Here is a 21,805-nt window from a genome sequence, read left to right as displayed (position 1 = left end):
GCCGATGGCATGGCGGATCTCGGTGTGATTTCGCACGATCTTCAAATCGCCGCATCGGCGGTGAAAGCTGCTCCAATCTCAAAGGAGCAGCATCATGAAGCGCAAATCCATCCCCATCCTTGTCTCGATCGGGCTCCTCATGTCTGGCAAGCTTCCCGGCAGGGCGCAGGATGCCAACAGCTATATCGACGACCGGTCTGACGGCGCAGCGATCGTGCGCTCGCTATACAACGCAATTGCGCGACAGGAATATGCACGGGCCTACGGCTATTTCGGCGACCGCAAACCTGTTGGCGACTATAAGAGCTTTGTCGACGGTTATCGCAACACAGTCGATGTCAAGGTTTTGACCGGCACGGTGACGCCGGAGGGCGCAGCCGGCAGCACCTATGAGCCGGTGCCCGTCGCCGTGAGATCCGTCGACAAGGACGGAAAGCAACAGGTCTTTGCCGGCTGCTACCTCACCCGCATGGCCAGCGCCAGCGGCCAGGAGCCACCCTTTGCGCCGCTTCACATTGAAAGCGCCGAACTGGAGGAAGTAACGGGGCCGCTTGAGAGTGCCGTTCCGAAGGTCTGCCATATCCCCTCGTGAACGGCTATCCGAACGGTGTGTCCGGTCGCCGGCGGATCAGACTTGCGGGTTGCCATCCTGCAGCTTGTCGCGCGCGCGGACATATTGCGCCCGCTCGAACACGACGACCACGCCAAGCGCCATGAAGAACGGGATGATGAGGTAGAACAGCCGGAAGATCGCGAGACCCGCCAGGACACCGACAGGATCCATCTCCGGCAAGGCTGCGATGAAAACGAGTTCAAGCACGCCAAGCCCCCCGGGGGCATGCGACAGAAGGGCTGCGGAAAAAGACGCGAGGAACACGCCGAGGATCACCAGAAACCCGGGATTCCCGGCTTCCGGCAGCGCAAAATAGATGATGCCGGCGGCACCGATCAATTCGATCGGCGCGATCACCAGCTGCCGCATGGCCAGCGACGGCTTCGGATATTCGAGCCGGAACCAGCGGGTGGAAATCGGGCGGAAACCGACGAGACTGCCGATCAGGTAAAGAGCGATCAAGCCGAGAATGGCGACCCCGGTGGAAATTGCCGCTTCCACGGGCAGGAACGACGCGAAGCGGGAGACGATTTCCGGTTCGACGAGGAGCACGACGCCGAACAGCATCGCTGTTCCCAGAAAAAAGGTGAACGAACAGAAGGCAACCAGGACGCCGACTTCGCCAGCGGTCAGCCCCTTGGATTCGTAGGCCCTGTAGCGCACCACGGCGCCGGAAAAAACCGAAGCACCGACCGTGTGCGAGAGCGCATAGGCGGTGAACGAACAGACCGTGATGAACCACAAGGAAATCCGGTGTCCCAGATGTTCGAGCGCCAGATGATCATAGGCCGCAAGCGCGGCATAGGCGACCAGGGTCGCGCAGGCGGCAAGGCTCCAGCGCTTGAGCGAAACAGCCTCGATGCTGGCTATGAAGTCACCGAGCGACAGGTCACGCAGTTCATGGAACAGGCCATAAAGCGAAAACACGATGGCAGCCAGACCGATCGCCGGCCAGATGAATTTCCGTGCCGTCTTCATGCCGTGATCGTTCTCGCAACCAAAGGCTCTGTCAGGCCGCCATCCCCCTGCCGCAGGCTTGCCAACGTGTCGGAAGCCCGCATTTCAGTCCGGATCGGCCGCATGCTGCTGTTCTGTTTACAACTCATCATCATCAGGAAAAGACCATCCCCACCCGCCGGGGTCAAGGGCGGGTGGGTCGTTCGTTGCGGGAATCATACCGGAGATCAGGCGGCAAGCGCATCGAGAATGCGGATCCAGGAGCGGATCCCCTTGTGGAACGACTGCAGGTCGTATTTCTCGTTCGGCGAGTGGATGCGGTCATCCGACAGCGCGAAACCGACCAGCAGCGATTCCATGCCGAGCATCTTCTGGAAATCGCCGACGATCGGTATCGACCCGCCCATGCCGATGACGACCGCCGGCTTTGGCCATTCGTCGGAAAGTGCCATTTTCGCCGTGTTCAGCAAGGCCGAATCATAGGGAAGCTGGATGGCCGGCGAACCGCCATGCGCGTGAAATTCGACCGAGCAATCGCTGGGGATTTTCGAGGTCACATAGGCCCGGAACGCCTCGCGGATTTTCGCCGGGTCCTGCTTGCCGACGAGGCGGAACGAGACCTTGGCGGAGGCCTGTGCGGCAATCACGGTCTTGAATCCTTCGCCGGTATAGCCACCCCAGATCCCGTTGACTTCCGCCGTCGGGCGGGCCCAGACCAGCTCCAGCACGGACCGGCCCTTTTCGCCTGATGGCACCGAAAGGCCGATTTCGCCCAGGAATTTCTCCGCCGTCTGGCCGAGTGTTTCCCACGCCGCCTTGATCTGGCTGGGGGTTTCCTCGACACCGTCGTAGAAACCATCGAGGGTCACGCGGCCTTCGGCATCATGCAGCCCGGCGAGAATGGCCGACAGACTGTGGACCGGATTGGCGGCGGCTCCCCCGAACATGCCGGAATGCAGATCACGATCGGCTGCCGTGATAGTGATTTCCTCGCCGACCAAACCGCGCAGGCCGGCCGAGATTGCCGGGGTCTCGCTGTCCCACATGCCGGTGTCGCAGACCAGCGCATAATCGGCCTTGAGCTCGGCAGCGTTGGCCTCAAGGAAGGGTTTAAGCGAGGGCGAGCCGGATTCCTCCTCGCCCTCGAACAGAATCGTGACCGCGCATGGCAGGCTGCCATGGGTTTCCTTGTAGGCCCGGCAGGCCTCGACGAAAGTCATGAGCTGGCCCTTGTCGTCGGAAGTGCCACGGCCGGTGATGACCTTGCGGCCACCGCCAATATCCTTGATCGACGGTTCGAACGGAGAGACCTCCCAGAGGTTCAGCGGATCGACCGGCTGGACATCGTAATGTCCGTAAAACAGCACGTGCGGTGCGCCCGGATGGCCGGAGGCATGGTGGGCCACGACCATCGGATGACCGGGCGTATCGCGCACGGAGGCCTCAAAGCCGAGGCCCTGCAGCTCCGAGGCCAGCCACTCGGCCGCCCTGCGGCAATCAGCCTTGTAGGCCGGATCGGTCGAAATCGACGGGATACGGACGAGATCGAAAAGCCGCTCAAGGCTCTCGGGGAGATTGGAGTCTGCGCGCTCGAGCGTCGGGGAAATACTGGCCATCATGCGAATCCTTGTTGTTCCGGCGGACCGTAAAGAGGAATCGCGGCACGTTTAAGTAAAATCTTTTGATGAACCTATGGACGGGGCGTTATGTCCTCGTGCCGTTGGCAATCGCCATGCGCATATATTCCAGCAACAGCTCGCGCTCGAAGCGACGAAAGCCGGACAGGAGTGACTGGTCGGCTGCAAGAGCCGCGTCCTTGGCATCTGCCTCCATGGCTTTCGCCTTGTCGGTCAAAAACACCTGTTGCGCCCGTTTGTCGCCGGGGTGTTTGCGGCGGCTGATCAAGCCATCACGCTCCATGCGAGACAGCGTATTGGCCATGGTCGCCTGTTCGATGTCCATCCGGTCGAGAAGCTGTTTCTGCGTCAGACCTTCCTCGGCCCACAACTCCAGCAGGATCGGAAACTGGCCGGGCGCAAAGCCGAGCTTCTGGCTTCTCTCCTGCAGGGCGCGGGAGAAATTCTTGGCCAGCAGGCTGGCGAGGTAAGTCGCTGAGTCCATCCGGTCGAAAGCCATGTTCATGGGTACGCCCAAACGCGCTGGAAAACAAGATTCATTGCAGGCGATGGACTACGCACAAAGGGGGAGGGAACGGCATGGATCCAGGATGCAGCGGCCTGAACGACAAAGACCGCCACGGCGGAGGCGGAGCCGTGGCGGTCTTGTCAATCTGGGACAAAGGCCCGGAGAGGGGGGATAGGCCTTTGTCCTTCATCCGGCTTCGGCGGGGGACAGGCCATCCGCCAGATGACGGCGTGTTCAGGCGCCGTTGACTAGGATTTGTGGTTTCAAATGTGGCTTTTCAAGGGATATGCCGACGGTGCCGGACTACAAATTGGTAACGTTTCTGTGAGGGCCCTCAATTTCGGACGAACGGTAAAAACATCCCGCCCAGAAATTGAACATATGGACGCCCAAGGCCGCTCGCGCTATCCCTTCTTCCCATGAAAAAAGGTGATCATCTCTTCCTCGTCGACGGCTCCGGCTTCATCTTCCGCGCCTTCCACGCCATACCGCCCCTCAGCCGCAAATCCGACGGATTGCCGGTCAATGCCGTCTCCGGTTTCTGCAACATGCTGTGGAAGCTTCTGACCGATGCGCGCGACACCTCGGTTGGCGTCACGCCGACGCATTTTGCTGTTATCTTCGACTATTCGTCCAAGACGTTCCGCAACGCCCTCTATGACCAGTACAAGGCCAATCGCTCGGCGCCGCCGGAAGACCTGATCCCGCAGTTCGGCCTGATCCGCCATGCGACCCGCGCCTTCAACCTGCCCTGCATCGAGAAGGAAGGCTTCGAGGCCGACGATATCATCGCCACCTATGCCCGACTGGCGGAAGCCACCGGCGCCGATGTGACGATCATCTCCTCGGACAAGGACCTGATGCAGCTCGTGACGGCCAATGTGTCGATGTATGACAGCATGAAGGACAAGCAGATCTCGATCCCGGAAGTGATCGAGAAATGGGGTGTGCCGCCGGAAAAGATGATCGACATGCAGGCGATGACCGGCGATTCGACCGACAACGTGCCGGGTATCCCCGGCATCGGGCCGAAGACGGCTGCGCAGCTGCTCGCGGAATTCGGCGATCTCGACACGCTGCTTGCCCGCGCCGGCGAGATCAAGCAGGTCAAGCGCCGCGAAAACATCATCGCCCATGCCGACCTCGCGCGCCTGTCGCGGCAGCTGGTGACGCTGAAGATCGATACGCCTGTTGATATGGACCTGGATTCGCTGCACCTGGAACCGCAGGACGGACCGCGGCTGATTGCCTTCCTGAAGGCGATGGAATTCACCTCGCTGACCCGCCGCGTCGCTGCGGCGACCGAAACAGACGCAGAGATTGTCGAACCGGCGGATGTGCCAGTCGAATGGGGTGCGGCGGCGCGCGGGCCTGATCTCGACAAGGGCGAGCTGGCAGGGTCGACGGCACCGTCCGATCTGTCATCGACGTCGGCACCATCGCGCGGCAGCGCGGCCGCGGCAGCAACGGTGCTGATCGACGGCAATCCGGCCGGCCGGACGCCGCAGGTGCACGCCCAGGCACGCGCAGAGAGTTTTGCGACGGCGAAGATCGACCATGCCGGCTATGTCGCCATCCGCGATGTTGCGACGCTCGACGCCTGGATTGCAAAGGCGCGCGAGGCGGGGCTTGTTGCTTTTGACACGGAAACCACCTCGCTCGATGCGATGCAGGCCGAGCTTGTCGGCTTTTCGCTGGCGATTGCCGACAATGCCAACGACCCGTCGGCCAAGACAATCAGGGCCGCCTATGTGCCGCTGTTGCACAAGACCGGTGGCGACGACCTGTTCAGCGACGGCGTGAAGCTCGCCGCCAACCAGATTCCGATGGACGAGGCGCTGCCACGGCTGAAAAGCCTGCTGGAAGATCCCGCCGTGCTGAAGATCGCCCAGAACCTGAAATATGACTACCTGGTCATGAAGCGTCATGGCGTCACCATCCAGGGCTTCGACGACACGATGCTGATGTCCTATGTGGTCGATGCCGGCAACGGCACCCATGGCATGGATGCGCTTTCGGAGCGCTGGCTCGGGCACCAGCCGATCAGCTATAAATCGGTCGCCGGCAGCGGCAAGTCCGCGCAGACATTCGACTATGTCGATATCGACAAGGCGACGGCCTATGCGGCGGAAGATGCCGATGTGACGCTTCGTCTGTGGCATGTGCTGAAGCCGCGGCTCGTGGCGAAGGGTCTCGTTTCCGTCTATGAGCGGCTCGAGCGCCCGCTGGTTCCGGTTCTGGCGCGCATGGAAGAGCGCGGCATCACGGTGGACCGTCAGATCCTGTCGCGGCTCTCGGGCGAACTGGCGCAGGGTGCCGCCGCCCATGAGCACGATATCTATGCGCTAGCCGGCGAAACCTTCAACATCGGCTCCCCCAAGCAACTGGGAGACATCCTGTTCGGGCGCATGGGCCTGGCCGGGGGATCAAAGACCAAGACCGGGCAATGGTCGACCTCGGCGCAGGTGCTGGAAGACCTCGCGGCCGAAGGCCACCCGCTGCCGCGCAAGATCGTCGACTGGCGCCAGCTGACAAAGCTGAAATCCACCTATACCGACGCCCTGCCCGGCTTCGTCCATCCCGAAACCAGACGCGTCCACACGTCCTATGCGCTGGCTGCGACGACAACCGGCCGCCTGTCTTCCTCCGACCCGAACCTGCAGAACATTCCGGTGCGCACCGCGGAAGGCCGCAAGATCCGCACCGCCTTCGTCTCGACGCCCGGCCACAAGCTGGTGTCCGCCGACTACAGTCAGATCGAATTGCGGGTGCTCGCCCATGTCGCCGATATCCCGCAATTGCGCCAGGCCTTTGCCGATGGCATCGACATCCATGCGATGACGGCGTCGGAAATTTTCGGCGTTCCGGTCGAGGGCATGCCGAGCGAAATCCGCCGCCGCGCCAAGGCGATCAATTTCGGCATCATCTACGGCATCTCGGCCTTCGGCCTTGCCAACCAGCTGTCGATCGAGCGCTCCGAGGCCGGCGATTACATCAAGAAGTATTTCGAGCGTTTTCCAGGCATCCGCGACTACATGGACGCAACCAAGGCGTTCGCGCGCGAAAACGGCTATGTCGAGACAATTTTCGGTCGCAGGGCGCATTATCCTGATATCCGCTCGTCCAACCCGTCGATGCGCGCCTTCAACGAACGCGCAGCGATCAACGCCCCGATCCAGGGATCGGCCGCCGACGTCATTCGCCGCGCCATGATCCGAATGGAACCAGCGCTGCGGGATGCGGGCCTTGCCGACCGCGCCCGGATGCTGCTGCAGGTGCATGACGAACTGATCTTCGAGGTGGAGGATGCCGATGTCGAGCAGACCATTCCGCTCGTGGTTTCGATCATGGAAAACGCCGCCATGCCGGCGCTCGACATGCGCGTGCCGCTGAAGGTCGACGCGCGCGCCGCCCAGAACTGGGATGAGGCGCACTAGCCCTTTTTTCCCGAAGCCCTGTCCGGAGCGAGATCATGACGCAGCCTTTCCCCGTATTCGACCTGTCGGCCTTCGAGCAGGGTGACGCCAGCGAAAAGAAACGTCTCGGCGAGGTCGTGGACGCGATCTGCCGGGAAACCGGTTTTCTGGCGATCCGCAATCACGGCGTGCCACAGACGGTGATTGATGCGGTGTGGGCCAATGCGCGCGCCTTCTTCGACCTGCCAGCCGAGGAGAAACAAAGGGTTCGCGCACCCTACAAGGGTTATCCCTACGGCTATCTCGGGCCGGAACTGGAGGCGCTCGCCAAATCGCGCGATGTCGACAGCCCCCCAGACCTGAAGGAGAGCTTCAACGGCGGGCCGCTGGTGCAGCCTGCCTCCATCACCGATCCGGAAGCGCTTGCCTTCTGTTATGCCGAAACGATCTGGCCGGAGCGGCCGGACGGCTTTGTCGACGCCTGGAAGGCCTATTATGCAGCGCTGGAGGATCTGGCCGCGCGGGTCATGCGGCTCTTTGCGGTGGCCCTCGATCTGCCGGAAACCTACTTCGAACCATTCATCAACACGCCGATCAGCGCGCTTCGCGGCCTCAACTATCCGAAGCAGCATGTGCCGCCGAAGCCGGGGCAGTTGCGCGCCGGGGCCCATACGGACTATGGCAGCCTGACGATCCTGTTGCCGCAGGCGGGCTCGAAAGGCCTGGAGATCATCACGCCTGACGGGCAATGGACGCCGGTTCCGCCCGTCGATGGCGCCTTTGTCATCAATATCGGCGATCTGATGGCGCGCTGGACCAATGATCGCTGGGTCTCGACGCTGCACCGCGTCGTCAATCCATCACCAGACGAAGGCGGCATGGCACGCCGGCAATCGCTCGCCTTCTTCCACCAGCCGAACTGGGACGCGCAGATCACCGTTCTCGACGCCTGCCTGTCACCGGGCGAAGTGGCGAAATATCCACCCGTGCTGTCCGGCCCCTATCTGATGAGCAAGTTCAAGGCGACGACGGCCTGATCCGAATCTGATCCCTGGCATCAGTGCGGCCTCGACCGGCGGAAGGTGTCGAACAGCAGGCGCAGGCCTTCGCGGCCGTCGGTCGCCAGATCGAAGCGTTTTCCAAAAAGCAGCCATTCGCTGCAAAGACCCTTCATCATCCAGCGCAAGGCTCGAGCTGCGGAATGCGGGGTCCAGCGTGCATCGAGATTACCGCTCGCCATGGCGGAGGCAAAGGCGTTGACCAAAAGCGTGGTGTGGTGTGCATCGACCTCCTGCTGGCGTTCCAGCACGGGCGCGAGGTCGCTGCCATAATCGCAGCGCAGCAGGATGGAGAGGATGCGTTGCCGCTGTTCGTCCTGTTCCATCAGGTCGAGCCATTCCGCCGCAGCCTTCTCGATCGACGAGAGCGCATCGGTGCCGGCTTCGGCGCCTGCGGGTTCCAGCATGTCTTCCTGCGGAATTTTCACGGAATTGTAGAGTGCGAGGAAAAGATCGGTCTTGTTGGCGAAATGCCAATAGATCGCGCCGCGGCTGACGCCGGCCGCACGGGCCACGTCTTCCAGCGTCGTGTTCGAAACACCCTTGGCGTAAAACACCCTCTCCGCAGCATCGAGGATACGATGCCGGGTTTCCTCTGCCTCGGCCTTGGTTCTGCGCATGCTGCCCTCCTCAAGCGAAAGGCCCGCCGTGAGACGGGCCTTTCAAAGCCTATTCGCCGGGGGTCGGCGCCGCAGCCGGTGTCGACACTTCGACCTCTTTCTTCCTGCCCCGCTGGAACAGTCCGGCGATGAAGACGAAAAAGACCGGCACGAAGAAGACCGCAAGCACCGTGGCAGAGATCATTCCGCCCATCACACCGGTCCCGATGGCGCGCTGGCTGCCCGAGCTTGCGCCCGTGGCGATGGCGAGCGGCAGGACACCGAGCGTGAAGGCAAGCGAGGTCATCAAGATCGGCCGGAAGCGCAGATGCGCCGCCTCGACCGTGGCGTCCAGCAGCGATTTGCCGGCCTCCATCTGCTCCTTGGCAAACTCGATGATCAGGATCGCATTCTTGGCGGACAGACCGATGATGGTGATCATGCCAACCTTGAAATAGACGTCGTTGGAGAGATCCCGCATGAGCACAGCGAGAACCGCACCGATGACGCCAAGCGGAACGACCATCATCACCGATATCGGAATGCTCCAGCTTTCATAAAGCGCTGCAAGGCACAGGAAGATCAGCAGGCAGGACAGACCGATGAGCAAAGGCGCCTGACTGCCGGAGGCAATTTCCTCACGTGACTGGCCCGTCCACTCATAGGCAAAGCCCTGCGGAAGCTGGTCCGCCAGACGTTCCATTTCGGCAATCGCTTCACCGGACGAATAGCCCGGCTGGGCCTGTCCGCTGACGCGCACCGAGGGATAGCCGTTGTAGCCAACGGTCTGGGTCGGGCCCTTCTGCCACTCGATCGTGGCGAACGCCGAGATCGGCACCATGCCGCCATTGCTGTTGCGGACATTGAGGTTCAGCAGATCCCCCGTCTGCATGCGCTTGGTGTCGTCGGCCTGGACCGTGACGCGTTGCAGACGCCCGGCGTTCGGGAAGTCATTGACGTAGGACGAGCCCATATTGGTCGAGATGGTCGCGTTGATGTCCGCGAAGGTCACGCCGAAGGTATTGGCCTTCTCGCGATCGATCAAAAGGTTCACCTGCGCGCCATCCGGCAGACCGTCGACGCGCACGCCGGTGACAACGGCGCTCTGCGCTGTCAGACCGAGCAGCTGGTCGCGGGCTGCGGCAAGAGCCACCGAGCCCTGCCCACCCCGATCCTGAAGACGGAAGGCAAAGCCATTGGTCGTTCCAAGACCCTGGATCGGCGGCGGCGAAAGCGCAAAGGCGATCGCATCCTTGATCTGGCTCATGGCACCGGATGCACGGCCGGCAATAGCGCTTGCCACATTGTCCGCATCCCGCTCGTCCCAGTCCTTCAGCGTCACGAAGGCAAGGCCGGCGTTCTGACCGGTTCCCGAAAAGCTGAAACCGTTGATCGCAATGATCGTCGAGACCGCGCTTTCCTTGCTGAAGATCGATTCGACCTGCTTGACGACCTCCGTCGTCCTGTTGCCGGTGGCTTCCGAGGGCAGTTGCAGGCTGACGATCACGAAGCCCTGATCCTCATCCGGAAGGAAGGAGGACGGCAGCTGCATGAACAGATAGGCAAGACCGCCAAGCACGACAACGTAGATCATGATGAACCGGCCCGTTCGCCGAACCATCTTGTAGACCGTGTTGCTGTAACTGTGCGACGCCTTGTCGAAACCGCGGTTGAAGAGGCCGAAGAAACCTCTCTTGGTATGATTGTGTCCCTTCGGAACCTGCTTCAGGAAGCTGGCGCACAAGGCCGGCGTCAGCGAAAGTGCCAGCAAGGCGGAGAACAGGATCGAAACCACCATGGTCAGGCTGAACTGCTGGTAGATGATACCGACCGAGCCTGGGAAGAACGCCATCGGGATGAACACCGCCGACAGAACGAGCGTGATGCCGATAACGGCACCCGTGATCTGCTTCATGGCCTTGCGGGTGGCATCCTTCGGTGAAAGCCCCTCCTCCGACATGATGCGTTCGACGTTTTCAACCACGATAATAGCGTCGTCGACGAGAATGCCGATGGCCAGAACCATGCCGAACATCGTCAGGACGTTGATGGAGAAGCCCATGACAAGCATGGCGGCACAGGTGCCCAGAAGCGCCACGGGCACGACGAGTGTCGGGATGATGGTGTAGCGGATGTTCTGAAGGAAGAGAAACATCACGATGAACACAAGCGCCACGGCTTCCAGCAGCGTGTGCAGCACTTTCTCGATGGAAATTGCCACGAAGGGCGAGGTATCGTAGGGGATCGAATATTCGACGCCTGGAGGGAAAAAGCCCTTCAGTTCGTCCATGCGCGCCTTGACGGCGGTCGAGGTGTTGAGCGCATTGCCCGTGGGCGTCAACTGCACCCCGATGGCGGCGGACGGTTGGCCGTTCAGCCGGGTGGAGGTGTTGTAGTCCTGACCGCCGACCTCGATGCGCGCGACGTCGCGCAGACGCACAGCCGACCCGTCCTGGTTTGCCCGCAGGACGATGGCACCGAACTCGTCAACCGATGTCAGCTGACCCTTGACGAGAACAGAGGCACTCGTCTGCTGGTTGATCGGGTTTGGCTGCGCACCGATGCTGCCGGATGCGACCTGTGCATTCTGTGCCCGGATCGCGGCCGTGACGTCGCTTGCGGACAGGTTCAGGCCGACCATCTTGTCGGGATCGAGCCAGATGCGCATCGAACGCTCTGTCGAAAACAGCTGGGCGCGGCCAACGCCCGGGACGCGCTGGATTTCGTTCAGCACGTTGCGGCTCATGTAGTCACCGAGGGCGATCGCATCGAGCGAACCGTTCGTCGATGTCAGCGACACGATCATCAGGAAGCCGGAGCCGGCCTCCTCGACCTCGATACCCTGCTGGCGCACGGAATCGGGCAGGCGCGGCTCGACGCGGCCGACGCGGTTTTGCACATCGACGGACGCCTGGCCGGAATCGGTGCCGGGCGCGAAGGTGACGTTGATTGACACCGCACCGGCGGCGCTCGACGTCGATTCGAAATATTGCAGCCCGGTAATGCCGTTCAGCTCATTTTCGATGAGCCGCGTGACGCTTTGATAGGTTTCCTCGGAAGAGGCCCCGGGATAGGCGGTGCTGACCGAAATCTGTGGCGGGGCCACATTCGGATACTGCGAGATCGGCAGTTGCGGCAAGGCAATGATGCCGGCGATCATGATGAACAGCGCCACGACCCATGCGAAGATCGGCCGATCGATGAAAAAACTGGGCATAGGTCAGGTCCTCACTTCGCCGTTTCGGCGGGCTGCACCTTGGCTTCGCCCTGCTCGCCGTCGGCTGCAGGCTGTGCAGCGGGCGCATTTTCACCCTCCGCTTGAGGCTTGTCGGCAGCCTGTCCGGTCGCACCATCGGGGTTCCACGGCGTGGGCACGACCTTTGCTCCGGGACCGATTTTCTGGAAGCCTTCGACAACCACTCTATCGCCGGTCTTCAGACCTTCGATGACGACCGCCTTGTCCACCGTCGACTGTCCAAGCCTGACACTGCGCAATTCCAGCGTGTCGTCCGCCTTGGCGATATACACCTGGGCGTTGCCGGCGGTATCGCGCTGAATGGCCTGGATCGGCAAGGAGATCGCATCGTTGCGCACACCCTGTTCGATCAGCACGCGGACATACATGCCGGGCAGGAGATCGCCATCCGGATTGGGAAATTCACCGCGCAGGGTTACCTGACCGGTTGTTTCGTCAACCGCAGCTTCCGAAAAGAGCAGCTTTCCGACATGGGCATAGGGCTCGCCGTCATCCATCAGAAGCCTGACCTTGGCTTCGTTCTTATCGCCCGACAAGGCACCGTCCTGCATCCCCTTGCGCAGCCGGATGAGGTCCGTGGCAGACTGGGTGAAATCCGCGTAGACCGGGTCGAGCTGCTGGATCGTCGCCAGATTTTCAGTCCCGTTGGCGCTGACGAGCGCACCTTCGGTGATCAGGGCCCGGCCGATGCGGCCGCTGATCGGCGCCGTCACGTTCGTGTACTGGAGATTGAGTTGCGCTGTGGCAAGGCTCGCACTGGCGATCGCCACATCCGCTTCTGCCTGCGCAAGCTGCGCGGTGGCATCATCGAACTGCTGGGCGGAGGCGGCATTGGACCTGCGCAGCTGATCCTGACGGTCTGCCGTCTGCTTCGCCTGGGTCCGCACGGCTTCCGCGCGGCGCAATGTCGCCTCGGCACTGTCCACCTGAACCTGGAAGGAGGCCGGGTCGATCTGGTAGAGCACGTCGCCTTCCTTGACCAGAGAGCCCTGCTCGAACACGCGCTTGATGATGATGCCCGTGGCGCGCGGGCGCACTTCGGCGATGCGCGTCGGCGCAACACGGCCCGGAAGATCGTTGGTGATCGGGATCGGCTCCATCCTGGTCTCGACAAAGGAAACCTGTGATGGCGGGTAGGCAGGCGGCGCCTGTTTCTGCTCATCCTCCTGGCATCCGGCCAGAACAAGCAGGACGGAGGCTGCTGCAGTGAGTGTCAGTCGGTTTTTCCGCATGGGGTTCATCCAATGAAGAGGCAAGGCCGAACATTTCCGGGGAGGCGAAACGCTGCGGTCGATATGCCTGGAAAATCACGGAAACACCGATGCGGAGAGGCCTCCTCGCATCGGTGCTTCAAATATACAAACAGTTTTGTATGTTAAAGCCCAGCCCTTGGCAAGGCTATGATGCAGCGCACAATAGTCCTCACCAAACTGTGATGGGGCGCCTGCCGATCAGGCGATCACCCGGTCATCGGCACCGAAACGATGCAGGCGCGCGCGGTCCGGTGTCGCATAGACGACGTCATCGACGGCGTAGCGATGTTCGCCAAACAGGCGCACCGTCAGGAGGCCGGTTACGTCCGTTTCCAGATAGAGGATCGTGTCGGCACCAAGATGCTCGACATGAATGACCTTGCCCGTCCAGTCGCCGCTTTCGCGCGAAAGGGTGATGTGCTCGGGGCGGATGCCGATGGTCTTGGCCTCATCGTCGCCGAGCCGACCGGCCTCCACGAAGTTCATCTGCGGCGAGCCGATGAAGCCGGCAACAAACGTGTTGGCCGGCCTGTTATAGAGCTCCATTGGCGAGCCGATCTGCTCGATCTGGCCGGCATTCAGCACGACGATCTTGTCGGCCAGCGTCATCGCCTCGACCTGATCATGCGTTACATAGATCATCGTTGCCTTGAGGCTGCGGTGCAGCCGGGCAATTTCAAGACGCGTATTGACGCGCAGCGCAGCATCCAGGTTGGACAAAGGCTCGTCGAACAGGAACAGCTTCGGCTCGCGCACAATCGCGCGACCGATGGCGACGCGCTGGCGCTGACCGCCGGAAAGCTCGGCCGGACGCCGCGCCAGATAGGGCTCCAGCGACAGCATAGCGGACGCCTTGCCGACCTTGGCCTCGACTTCGGCCTTCGGTGCACCCATCTGCTTGAGGCCAAGACCCATATTGTCCTTGACCGTCAGGTGCGGGTAAAGCGCGTAGGACTGGAAGACCATGGCAATGCCGCGCTTGGCCGGCGGCGTCGAGATCATCTCCTCGCCATCGATCTGCACGCTGCCGGAACTGGCATCCTCAAGTCCGGCGATGACCCTGAGCAGCGTGGACTTGCCGCAGCCGGACGGGCCGACGAAAATGACGAACTCGCCATCCTTCACTTCGAGGTCGATGCCCTTCAAGACCTCGTGGGTACCGAAGGCCTTGCGGATGGATTTCAGGTGAAGTGATCCCACGGGATGCGCCTTTTCTTTGTCGCATATGCCTTTCGTACCGATGCTGCACATCGGCACGGGACATGCTTCGTTACAGTTTGACAGGCAGGCCGCTGCGCACGCTCTCATCTGCGGCCAGGCAGATGCGCAGCGACTGGACGGCATCGTTCATGTGTCGTTCGAGATCGATGTCTTCGCGGATCGCTTTCAGCACATAGGCCTGCTCGAAATCGCAAAGCTCCTGATGGCCGGGTTCACCGGCCATTGTCAGATCCTCGTCCTTGTGCACGAACTTGCCGTCGGCACCGGTTTCGGCCTTGTGTATGCGGATGACCGCCGTCTTGGTATGCGTGTCGATATCGTCGGACTTCGCATTCGGGTCCATGACGATCGAGACCGAGCCGTTCGGCGACATCACGTCCTTCACGAAAAAGGCGGTCTCCGAAATCATCGGCCCCCAGCCGGCTTCGTACCAGCCGAGCGAGCCGTCCTCGTAGAGCACCTGCAGATGGCCGTAATTGTACATATCCGCGGCGATCTCGTTTGACAGGCGCAGGCCCATGCCGCGCACTTCGACTGGCTTCGCATCGGTGATCTGGCACATGACATCGACATAGTGCACGCCGCAATCGACGATCGGCGGTGTCGTTTCCATCAGCGACTTGTGCGTCATCCAGGTCGGGCCAGAGGACTGCTGGTTGAGGTTCATGCGGAAAACATAGGGACCACCGAGTTTGCGCGCTTCGGCGATCAGCCGGATCCAGGACGGATGGTGGCGCAGGATATAGCCGACGACGAGTTTCTTGCCGGCTTTCTTTGCGGCTGCCACGACGCGCTCCGCATCGGCCACCGTCGTAGCCAGCGGTTTCTCGATGAAGACGTCGCAGCCAGCCTTAAAGGCCATGACGGCATAATCGGCATGGCTATCGGAATAGGTGCAGATCGAGCAGAGATCGGGCTTCAGTTCTTTCAGCGCCGTCTCGAAATCCGGGTGGATCGCGTAGCCGCCAAGCTCCGGGGCCAGTACGGGCTTCGAGCGATTGACGAGGCCGACGATCTCGAAGCCGGGATTGTTGTGGTAGGCGAGTGCGTGGCTGCGACCCATGTTTCCAAGGCCGGCAACGAGGACGCGGATGGGTTTTTCTGTCACTTAACGGCTCCTGCGGTGATGCCGCGGATCAATTGCCGCGAGAAGATGATGTAGAGGACGAGAACCGGCAGGATGGCCAGCGACAGGGCTGCCAGAACCGCATTCCAGTTGGTAACGAATTGACCGATGAAGACCTGACTGCCAAGAGTTACCGTCTTGGTGGCCTCGCCGGGCGCGAGGATCAGCGGGAACCACAGGTCGTTCCAGATCGGGATCATCGTGAAGACGGCCACCGTGGCCATGGCCGGACGCACCAGCGGCAGGACGAGGCGGAAAAAGATCGCATATTCCGAGAGACCGTCGATGCGGCCGGCATTCTTCAGGTCGTCGGAGACGGTGCGCATGAATTCCGACAGGATGAAGATGGCGAGCGGCAGACCCTGCGCCGTATAGACGAGGATCAGCGCCGTCAGCGTGTTGACGAGGCCGGCGGCGACCATGCCCTGCAGGATGGCGACGGTGCCGAGCCGAATCGGGATCATGATGCCGATGGCAAGATAAAGTCCCATCAGCATATTGCCGCGAAAACGATATTCCGAGAGCGCGAAGGCGGCCATGGCGCCGAACAGCAGCGCAAAGAAGATCGAAACGACCGTGACGATCAGGCTGTTCTGGAAATAGCCGAAGAAATCGCCCTGCTTCAGGACCGTCGTATAACCGACCAGGCTGAAGGTCTCGGCGGTCGGCAGAGCCAGCGGTGTTCGAAAGATCGCGTTCTTGTCCTTGAAGGAATTGAAGATCGTCAGGACGACGGGAAACAGCGCGATCACCGTATAGCCGGCAAGGGCGAGATGGACGAAGCCGGAGCGCAGCGGCGACATGCGGGCTTTTGACATGGATCCGTCCCCCTAGAACTGATAGCGGCGAACGCGCCGCTGGATGCCGAACAGATAGAGCGAGACGCCGGCGAGAATGATCAGGAACATCACGGTGGCGATGGTCGCCCCCATGGAGCGATCGCCGAGCTGCAGCTGGAACCCGAAGAAGGTCCGGTAGAGCAGCGTGCCGAGAATATCCGTCGAGCCATCCGGCCCGGCCAGCGCCCCCTGCACCGTGTAGATCAAATCGAAGGCATTGAAATTGCCGACAAAGGTCAGGATCGACACCATGCCGATAGCCGGCAGAACGAGCGGCAGCTTGATTTTCCAGAACTGACTCCAGCCGGTGATGCCGTCGCATTCTGCGGCCTCGATCACCTCGTCCGGAATGTTCAGCAGCGCCGCATAGATCAGCATCATGGGAATGCCGACATTCTGCCAGACGGAGATCAGCGACACCGTGATCAGCGCCGAGCCCGGCTTGCCGAGCCAGGGGCCGAACATCCACTTCAGACCCACCAGGTCCATGAAGAACGGCGTGATGCCCCAGATCGGCGACAGGATCAGCTTCCAGATGAAGCCGACGATGACGAAGGAGAGGATCGTCGGCAGGAAGATCGCCGTGCGATAGAAGGTGGCAAGCCGGAGCTTTGGGATCGACAGCATGGCGGCAAGCGCGATGCCGAGCGGATTCTGGATCAGCATGTGGATCGCAAAGAACACGAAATTGTTCTTCAACGCCCGCCAGAAGTCTGCCGCCCAGCGTTCATTGCCGAACAGGACCTGGAAATTCGCCAACCCGACAAAGGCCGGCTGACCATCGACCGTGTTGTAGAGCGACAGGCGCAATGTCTCGATCAGGGGCAGGATCATCACGGCCGAATAGACGATGAAGGCCGGAGCGAGGAACACCAGAATGTGCCAGCGCGTACCGCGCCTGGGCGCCGTCATACCGTCTTCAGAAAATGTGGCGCTGCTCATGCCCTGCCGCTCCGACCCGTTTTTCGTCCATCGCTATGCGCGAGAAGGCTTGCGCTGCCGGTCCCCGCCGCGCATGCCACGCCAGCAGGCCTGAAGGCGCCGGCAGAATGAGATTTCAGATTACATGTTTTGCGTTCGGTGTGCCGGTTCTTGGCATGACCTCCCCCCTTTATGGGAGGAGGTCGCGCGGAACGCGTGGATAGTGATCCAAAGCTCTTGCAAAGACATCACCCGGTTTCGGCACGACGTGCCGACCCTCCCCCGCGAAGGGGAGGGCAAGGTCCTTATTTCGCAGGCTTGTACCAGCTGTCGAGGCCCTTCTGGAGCTTCTCGGCGGCGACGTCAGGCGTATCGGTGCCGTTGATCACGTTTGCCGATTCGACCCAGGTCTCGTTTTCGAGGTTCGGGGTGCCGCGCGACAGGATCTGGTAGGTCGAGCGGATCGTCGGCTTGCACTTTTCGCGCCAGGAGACGAATTCCTGCGCCAGCGGATCGGCCATCTTCACCGGGGTCGAGTTCAGGCTGAAGAAGCCCGGCAGCGAATTGGCGTAGATGTCGGCGAATTCCGGCGAGGCGATCCAGGAAAGCAGCGCCTTGGCTTCTTCCGGATGCGCGCTCTTGGCATTCAGGCCGACGCCGATGTCGTTGTGGTCGGAGATGTAGCAGCTATCGCCCGCAGTTTTCACCGGCGGCGGGAAGGCGCCCATCTTGAACTCGGCCTGGGTGTTGAACAGGCCGATTTCCCAGGAGCCGGCCGGATAGATGGCGGCGCGGCCGAGCGTGAACAGGTTCTGGCTGTCCGGATAGGTCTGTGCTTCGAAACCGTCGCCGAGATAGTCCTTCCACTTGGCGAGAACCTTGTAGGGCTCGACCCAGCCGGCGTCGGTCAGCTTCTGCTCGCCCTTGATGAGGGCGGCGCGGCCTTCTTCACCCTTCCAGTAGGTCGGGCCGATGTTCTGGTAACCCATGGTTGCGGCCTCCCAGAGATCCTTCGTGCCCATGGCGAGCGGGATATAGGTGCCATCGGCCTTGATCTTGTCGAGCGCAGCGAAAAAATCTGCTTCGGTTGCCGGGATGGCGATGCCGAGCTTTTCGAAGGCTTCCATGTTGTAGATGAAGCCGTGGATAACGGACGCCATCGGCACGCAGAAGGTCGCGGCACCATCATCCGTCGTCCACGCGGCCCTGGCCACCGGCGAGAAATTCTCCATGCCGGCGAGACCGGACAGGTCGGCCAGATGCTTCTTGTTGTAGAGCTCGAGCGAAGCGTCGAACGGGCGGCAGGTGACGAGATCGCCAGCGGAACCGGCATCGAGCTTGGCATTGAGGGCTGCGTTGTATTCGGTCGGCGCTGTCGGTGCGAAAACGACCTTGATGCCGGGGTTCTTCGCTTCGAAGGCCGGGATCAGTTTTTCCTGCCAGATTGCAAGGTCGTCATTGCGCCAGCTTTCGATGGTCAGCGTTACGTCTTCGGCATGGGCAAGCCCGGCGGAACCGAGGATGCTGGATGCCAGAAGCAATCCTTTCAGCGTCGAGCAGATCAGAGTGGTGCGGGTCATTACGTTCTCCCTTTTATGGCGCCGGCATGGCGCAGTTTTGGAACCCAGTTCAGTGCGCCGCGACACGCGACAAGGCGCGGCGCAGGTTTTGTTCGGCGTCGGCAAGCGCTGCTTCTGCAGCTGCCACGTCGCTTGCCCCAGCAGCAAGCAGAATGGCTATTTTTACCGAACCCGATGACATGGTGAGATAGCGACCGGCCTCGGCATCGCCGACTTCGGCAATGTCCGCGACAATACGGACGGCGCGGGCGCGCAGTTTCGCATTGTCGGCCTTCAGGTTGACCATATGTCCGTCATGGACATGACCCAGATGAATGCCGACCAGCGTCGAAAACATGTTCAAGGCAATTTTCTGCGCCGTGCCGGCCCCCATGCGCGTCGAGCCAGACACGACTTCGGGCGGCGTCTGCAAGAGGATAGCAACGTCGGCATCCTGAAACAGGACAGCGCCGGGATTGTTGGCCAAGGCCACGACCCGCGCGCCGCTCTTGCGGGCCTCGTCGAGCGCTGCGAGCGCATAGGGCGTCGAGCCACTGGCCGAAACCGCGATCAGACAATCGCCCGCACCGATGCCGGCCTGCTGCACATCGCGGCGCGCCAGATCCATATCGTCTTCATAACCGCCGGCGAGATCGGCAAGACTGGCGGCACCGCCGGCCAGAAGCACGACGACCTTGTCGAGGGTTATTCCATAGGTGCCCGGCAATTCCAGCGCATCAGCCATGGCCATCAGGCCCGAACTGCCCGCACCGGCATAGGCCAGGCGTCCACCGGCCGAAAGGCAACCAGCAGCGATCCGCGCCGCCGCCGAAATCGGCTCGATCGCGGCATCCACAACCTTGGCTGCGGCCTGCTGACCGGCCGCGAGAAGACGCAGCGCCAGTGCTGGATGCATGGCATCCAGCCCCCTTGCCTTGTCGTGACGCTCTTCGGTCTTCACTGACGCCATTGCGCTTAATCTCCCTGCGAACAAATTAATGCCAAAAAAATACCAATTGTCTAGGAGAAATTAACTTTTGTGCCGAGAAAAAATGCGATTGCGAAAATATTACATATATTTCAACGTATTATAAGAGATTTGAGGTTCTTCATCAAATCCCCCTTGGTTAATGGTATTTTTTTGGTATCATTTTTTCCGGAGGTATCCATGCCAAATTACATTCTGGGATTTGATGGCGGCGGCACAAGCTGCCGCGCGGCCGTCGCCAGCGCGGACGGCAGGATCTTGGGCCGCGGAAAAAGCGGCGCCGCCAATATCCTGACCGACCCCGATACGGCGCTGGTCAACATCGTCGATGCAGCCCGCGCCGCGTACACTGACGCCGGCATCGACCCGGCCCACATCGCCTCTGCAACCGCCGTGCTCGGTCTCGCCGGCAACAATGTCGGCGACGCCGTGCATTATGTCGAGGCGCGACTGCCTTTTGCCAAAGCCGAAATCGTCTCCGACGTGCTGATCGCGCTCGAAGGCGCGCTGCCGGCCGGCGATGGCGCCGTTGCCAGCCTCGGCACCGGCACCGTGTATGTTGTACGGCGTAACGAGACCGTGAGCTATATCGGCGGGTGGGGCTTTGCCGTGGGGGATCTCGGCAGCGGCGCCCGTCTCGGCCAGGCGCTGCTACAGGAAAGCATCCTCACCTTCGACGGCATTCACCCGTCTTCGCCGCTGACCGAGGCCGTGATGGCCGAGTTTGACGACGACCCGCGCGCGGTGGTCGATTTCGCCCGCAAAGCCCGCCCCGGTGACTTGGGCCGTTATGCGCCACGCCTGTTCGCTTTCGCCGACAAGGGGGATGCGGTTGCGATCGCGCTGCTGACGGCCGCGACGACCAGCATCGACGAGACGCTCGATGTCGTCGTCAAGCGCGGCGGCAAACCCATTTGCCTGCTTGGCGGTCTGGCCGGCCTCTACCGGCCCTGGATCGCCGCGCGGCACCAGTCGCTGTTCGTCGGACCGCTGGCCGATGCCCTGACCGGTTCTGTGGCGCTCGCCGCACGGCAGGCCGCGGCCGTTTCGGAGATGACCGCATGACCGAACAGCTCGAAGCCATCCTGCCCCTCGCCGGCCTGCAGGCCGGCGGTGCCGGTCCGCTCTACCTGAAGCTTCGGCAATCCCTCGAAGGCGCCATTCTGTCCGGCAAGCTCAATCACGGCGATGCATTGCCGCCGGAGCGGGACCTGGCCGACTACGCCAATATCAGCCGCGTCACAGTGCGCAAGGCCGTCGACGATCTCGTCAAGGACGGGCTTCTGGTGCGCCGACACGGCTCTGGGACCTTCGTGGTCAAGCCGGTCAGCCGGGTGCAGCAGTCGCTGTCGCGCCTGACATCCTTTACCGAGGACATGGCCCGGCGCGGACTGACGACGCGCGCGCAATGGATCGAGCGCGGACTGTTCCAGCCTTCTCCCGACGAGATGATGACGCTCGGGCTTCCCGCCGACGCGCGTGTTGCACGGCTCGGACGCCTGCGCATTGCCGACGACATGCCGCTGGCCATCGAGCGGGCCAGCATATCGGCCGAATTCCTGCCCGATCCGATGGGCATAGGCTCCTCGCTCTATGCCGAACTCGACAAGACGCGGTCGCGGCCGGTGCGGGCCGTACAGCGGATTTCCGCCTGCAACATGAAGGATCCCGATGCTGCGATGCTCGGCATTCCCGTCGGCTCGGCCGGACTGTCGATCGAGCGCATTTCCTATCTCGCCTCCGGCCGCGTGGTGGAATGCACCCGCTCGATCTATCGGGGCGACGCTTATGACTTCGTCGCGGAACTGACCCTGTCGGATTCGTGAACACCAGATTATTGAAGAAAGACAAGAC

At 61.7% G+C, this 21,805-nt stretch carries 17 protein-coding genes; 5 read left to right on the top strand and 12 right to left on the bottom strand.

Going from position 1 to position 21,805, the window contains the following annotated elements; all coding sequences use genetic code 11:
- Positions 1-94 precede the first annotated feature (94 nt).
- The gene (locus AX760_RS15760) at positions 95-592 is read left to right on the top strand and encodes a hypothetical protein (RefSeq protein ID WP_071833879.1); all 498 of its coding nucleotides are present in this window, start codon (positions 95-97) and stop codon (positions 590-592) included.
- Between the two features lie 36 nt (positions 593-628).
- Here the strand turns inward: AX760_RS15760 and AX760_RS15755 are convergent, their stop codons facing one another.
- The 3 genes from AX760_RS15755 to AX760_RS15745 form a co-directional block, all read right to left on the bottom strand.
- A complete protein-coding gene (locus tag AX760_RS15755; RefSeq protein ID WP_071833878.1) occupies positions 629-1,591 on the bottom strand; it encodes a lysylphosphatidylglycerol synthase domain-containing protein in 963 nt (320 codons plus the stop codon).
- A 206-nt stretch (positions 1,592-1,797) separates the two neighbouring features.
- On the bottom strand, positions 1,798-3,189 hold the full coding sequence (locus AX760_RS15750) for a dipeptidase (RefSeq protein ID WP_071833877.1): 1,392 nt from the start codon (positions 3,187-3,189) through the stop codon (positions 1,798-1,800).
- Positions 3,190-3,274: 85 nt separating this feature from the next.
- Entirely contained in the window at positions 3,275-3,706 is a 432-nt protein-coding gene (locus AX760_RS15745; protein ID WP_071834029.1) for a MarR family winged helix-turn-helix transcriptional regulator, read from the bottom strand.
- Positions 3,707-4,134: 428 nt separating this feature from the next.
- On the opposite strand from AX760_RS15745, the gene polA reads away from it, so the two are divergent.
- Together polA and AX760_RS15735 are read left to right on the top strand one after the other, a co-directional pair.
- Positions 4,135-7,152, top strand: coding sequence for a DNA polymerase I (gene polA / locus AX760_RS15740; RefSeq protein WP_071833876.1), 3,018 nt, complete (start codon positions 4,135-4,137; stop codon positions 7,150-7,152).
- Positions 7,153-7,187: 35 nt separating this feature from the next.
- Positions 7,188-8,168: an isopenicillin N synthase family dioxygenase gene (locus tag AX760_RS15735; RefSeq protein ID WP_071833875.1), complete on the top strand. Its 981-nt coding sequence runs from the start codon at positions 7,188-7,190 to the stop codon at positions 8,166-8,168.
- A 20-nt stretch (positions 8,169-8,188) separates the two neighbouring features.
- On the opposite strand, the gene AX760_RS15730 is transcribed toward AX760_RS15735, so the two are convergent.
- From AX760_RS15730 to AX760_RS15690, 9 genes are all read right to left on the bottom strand, one after another.
- Positions 8,189-8,809: a TetR family transcriptional regulator gene (locus tag AX760_RS15730; RefSeq protein ID WP_071833874.1), complete on the bottom strand. Its 621-nt coding sequence runs from the start codon at positions 8,807-8,809 to the stop codon at positions 8,189-8,191.
- A gap of 49 nt (positions 8,810-8,858) precedes the next feature.
- Complete coding sequence (locus tag AX760_RS15725) at positions 8,859-12,005, bottom strand: efflux RND transporter permease subunit (RefSeq protein WP_071833873.1); 3,147 nt, start codon at positions 12,003-12,005, stop codon at positions 8,859-8,861.
- An 11-nt stretch (positions 12,006-12,016) separates the two neighbouring features.
- Positions 12,017-13,276 carry an efflux RND transporter periplasmic adaptor subunit gene (locus AX760_RS15720; protein ID WP_071833872.1) on the bottom strand — a complete coding sequence of 420 codons (1,260 nt, stop codon included), beginning with the start codon at positions 13,274-13,276 and terminating at the stop codon, positions 12,017-12,019.
- A 219-nt stretch (positions 13,277-13,495) separates the two neighbouring features.
- Positions 13,496-14,497, bottom strand: a complete 1,002-nt coding sequence (locus AX760_RS15715) for an ABC transporter ATP-binding protein (protein WP_071834028.1) — start codon at positions 14,495-14,497, stop codon at positions 13,496-13,498.
- 70 nt (positions 14,498-14,567) lie between these two features.
- Positions 14,568-15,626 carry a Gfo/Idh/MocA family protein gene (locus tag AX760_RS15710; protein ID WP_071833871.1) on the bottom strand — a complete coding sequence of 353 codons (1,059 nt, stop codon included), beginning with the start codon at positions 15,624-15,626 and terminating at the stop codon, positions 14,568-14,570.
- On the bottom strand, positions 15,623-16,462 hold the full coding sequence (locus AX760_RS15705) for a carbohydrate ABC transporter permease (protein ID WP_071833870.1): 840 nt from the start codon (positions 16,460-16,462) through the stop codon (positions 15,623-15,625). The genes AX760_RS15710 and AX760_RS15705 overlap by 4 nt, the downstream gene beginning before the upstream one ends.
- 12 nt (positions 16,463-16,474) lie before the next feature.
- Entirely contained in the window at positions 16,475-17,425 is a 951-nt protein-coding gene (locus AX760_RS15700) for a carbohydrate ABC transporter permease (protein ID WP_071833869.1), read from the bottom strand.
- A gap of 284 nt (positions 17,426-17,709) precedes the next feature.
- Entirely contained in the window at positions 17,710-18,984 is a 1,275-nt protein-coding gene (locus tag AX760_RS15695) for an ABC transporter substrate-binding protein (RefSeq protein WP_071833868.1), read from the bottom strand.
- Between the two features lie 49 nt (positions 18,985-19,033).
- Positions 19,034-19,933 (bottom strand): N-acetylmuramic acid 6-phosphate etherase, encoded by a 900-nt coding sequence (locus tag AX760_RS15690; RefSeq protein ID WP_071833867.1) that lies wholly within the window; start codon positions 19,931-19,933, stop codon positions 19,034-19,036.
- 198 nt (positions 19,934-20,131) lie between these two features.
- On the opposite strand from AX760_RS15690, the gene AX760_RS15685 reads away from it, so the two are divergent.
- Together AX760_RS15685 and AX760_RS15680 are read left to right on the top strand one after the other, a co-directional pair.
- Entirely contained in the window at positions 20,132-21,016 is an 885-nt protein-coding gene (locus tag AX760_RS15685; RefSeq protein ID WP_071833866.1) for a glucosamine kinase nucleotide-binding domain-containing protein, read from the top strand.
- Complete coding sequence (locus AX760_RS15680; protein WP_071833865.1) at positions 21,013-21,777, top strand: GntR family transcriptional regulator; 765 nt, start codon at positions 21,013-21,015, stop codon at positions 21,775-21,777. Before AX760_RS15685 ends, AX760_RS15680 begins: the two co-directional genes overlap by 4 nt.
- The last annotated feature ends 28 nt before the right edge of the window (positions 21,778-21,805 follow it).

It is taken from the genome of Pararhizobium antarcticum (assembly GCF_001885585.1).
Lineage (GTDB): Bacteria > Pseudomonadota > Alphaproteobacteria > Rhizobiales > Rhizobiaceae > Pararhizobium > Pararhizobium antarcticum.
The sequence above is the reverse complement of the archived record's forward strand: the minus strand, read 5'-3'. Positions and strand labels throughout refer to the sequence as shown.